This window comes from Bacteroidales bacterium (assembly GCA_031276035.1).
Classification (GTDB): domain Bacteria; phylum Bacteroidota; class Bacteroidia; order Bacteroidales; family BM520; genus RGIG7150.
Map to the genome: position 1 here is coordinate 1 of JAISNV010000032.1, position 2,718 is coordinate 2,718.

Below are 2,718 nucleotides of genomic sequence, written 5' to 3' on the forward strand. Positions count from 1 at the left end.
TGTATTAAGGGGTACAGATGACCGAAATTGGCAGGTTGCAGTCGCAATTTGACTGCCTCATATAGAACTTACTTTTAGATAATTAAAATAATTTTGTAATTTAAAAAGTAAGTAATGAAAAGTACATTTAGAATTCTTTTTTACGTAAAAAAAGACAAGCAAAAAGCAAATGGTAATTATCCTATTATGTGTAGAATTACTATTGACGGTAAACAAGCCAGATTTAACACAAAAGTTGAAATCTGCCCTGAAAATTGGGATGGAAAAACTGGACGTGCATTTGGACGTTCTGTAGATATAACAAAAATTAATTTCGTATTAGATGAAATTAGAGCCGGCCTTCATCATATTTATCATAATATGCAAAGACAAGAACAGGTAACTGCTGAGAAATTGAAATCCGAGTTTTTGGGACACTCAGAAAAACATGAAACAATACTTAATCTTTTTCAAAAACATAATGATGATGTTAAATCACTTGTTGGCATATCTAAGTCTAATGCGACATATCAAAAATACGAGGTAACAAGGAAACATCTTACCAACTTTATAAAATCAAAATATAACATGAACGATATTGCCTTAATGTCAATAAACAATATGTTCATCAATGATTTTGAAACATACCTATTAACCATTGGTGGTTGTGGTCATAATACAACGGCAAAATTTATTCAGTTTTTTAAACGAATTATTATTATTGCTCGTAATAACGGTTTAATCCAAAATGATCCTTTTGCAAATTATAAAATAAGATTGGAAAAGGTTGATAGAGGCTATCTTACCCAGGAAGAAATTGAATCAATAATAAACAAACAATTTTCATCCAAACGACTTGAACAAGTGCGAGATATATTCATTTTTAGCTGTTTTACCGGATTGGCTTATATTGATGTAAAGAATCTACGTGAGAAACATATTCGCACATCTTTTGACAGTAATTTATGGATTATGACCAAACGACAAAAAACGAGTGTAAGTTCCAATATTCCATTATTGGATATTCCTAAACAAATATTAGAAAAATATAAGGGAACACTTCCTAATGAAATGGTATTACCTATATCAAGTAATCAAAAAATGAATGCATATTTGAAGGAAATAGCTGACATTTGCGGAATTAATAAAAATTTGACATTCCACCTCGCTCGCCATACCTTTGCCACAACTGTAACACTAGCAGAAGGTGTGCCTATTGAAACTGTTTCAAAGATGCTAGGACATACCAATATTAAAACTACACAGATTTATGCAAGGATTACTGATAATAAAATCAGTCATGATATGGCTGCTTTGGCTAATAAATTGAAAGGGAAAAAATCTAAGTTAACTATTATTAATCAATAAATTTTTATATTATGAATATACGATCAATAGAAGAAAAAATAATTATTATACATGGCCAACATGTAATTTTGGACAGTGATGTCGCTGAACTTTATGGCGTAGAAACGAAACGTATTAATGAAGCGGTAAAAAATAATCCTGAAAAGTTTCCCGAAGGGTATATCTTTTCTTTAGATGAGAGAGAATGGGAAAACTTGAAGTCGAAAATTTCGACTTCAAGTTGGGGTGGTATCCGTAAAGTTCCCAATGCTTTCAGTGAAAAGGGATTATATATGATTGCTACAATACTTAAAAGTCCTGTTGCAACGGAAACCACAATCGCTATTATTGAAACTTTTGCCAAAGTAAGAGAATTATCACGAAACATAGCTGTATTATCTAATCAAATAGACGAAAAACAGCAGAAATCCATGATGCAGAAAAGTGGAGAGCTAATCTCAGATATATTGAATGATGATTTTCAAACAATTGGAACAGAAACGACAATAGAGTTTAATCTTTCTGTATTAAAGGTAAAGCACACTGTAAAAAAGAAACCTAAAGATTAACTTATTACAATTTGTGATAATCTGAAATGACGGATAAATTTATCCGTCATTTTTTATTGCCGTTTCTCCATTAATATTTTAGCAAAAAACAGGAAATCAATCACAAATAGCAAGGTCGAGCACTCCGTGTTTCTGATAATAATCTCCACGCCATTCGGGTAGTATTTTTATCAAAAACCTTACATGAAGTGCCTATATTTCCTGTGAATGCAAAAGCAAAAAATTAATGTTTTACAATTAACTTTTGCTTGATATGAAAATAGATTATTTTAAAATTCCTGAAATTACAATATCTTATAAAGATACTGTAAGGGCATCTGAACGCCTGCAAATTACATGTTCTGATGATGTTGTTAAAATCTTTAAAGTTGTTTTTAAAGAATGTATGCAGCACCATGAAGAAGCTTATGCCATATTCCTAAATCATTCTAATAGAGTATTGGGATTATTTAATATTTCTAAAAGTGGTGTTTCCAGTACACTCGTTGATATTAAAATTTTAATGCAGACAGCATTGAAAGTACATGCTTCCGCTATGATTTTCTCGCATAATCATCCTTCATCATATTTAAAACCGAGTCGGCAAGATATTTTATTAACTAAAAAGATAAAGGAAGCGTGTAAAGTCCTGGATATTTCTTTTTTTGACCATATTATTATGACTGAGGAAGGCTACTATAGTTTTGTTAATGAAGGGCTTTTATAGCATGCTTGGTCGGAAGATTTTTCTTTCGACCAATTTTTGTTTAATTATTTGATTTTTAACATATTATACTTGTTTATATCATTTGATTTGATTATCTTTGTACATTGATAATCAAAC

At 30.6% G+C, this 2,718-nt stretch carries 3 protein-coding genes; all 3 read left to right on the top strand.

Annotated elements, in window-relative coordinates; translation table 11 throughout:
• Positions 1-114 precede the first annotated feature (114 nt).
• The 3 genes from LBP67_08110 to LBP67_08120 all read left to right on the top strand — a co-directional run bounded on the left by LBP67_08110 (position 115) and on the right by LBP67_08120 (position 2,601).
• Complete coding sequence (locus LBP67_08110; GenBank protein ID MDR2084942.1) at positions 115-1,347, top strand: site-specific integrase; 1,233 nt, start codon at positions 115-117, stop codon at positions 1,345-1,347.
• A gap of 11 nt (positions 1,348-1,358) precedes the next feature.
• Positions 1,359-1,895 (top strand): ORF6N domain-containing protein, encoded by a 537-nt coding sequence (locus tag LBP67_08115; protein MDR2084943.1) that lies wholly within the window; start codon positions 1,359-1,361, stop codon positions 1,893-1,895.
• Between the two features lie 253 nt (positions 1,896-2,148).
• Positions 2,149-2,601: a JAB domain-containing protein gene (locus tag LBP67_08120; GenBank protein ID MDR2084944.1), complete on the top strand. Its 453-nt coding sequence runs from the start codon at positions 2,149-2,151 to the stop codon at positions 2,599-2,601.
• Positions 2,602-2,718 lie beyond the last annotated feature (117 nt).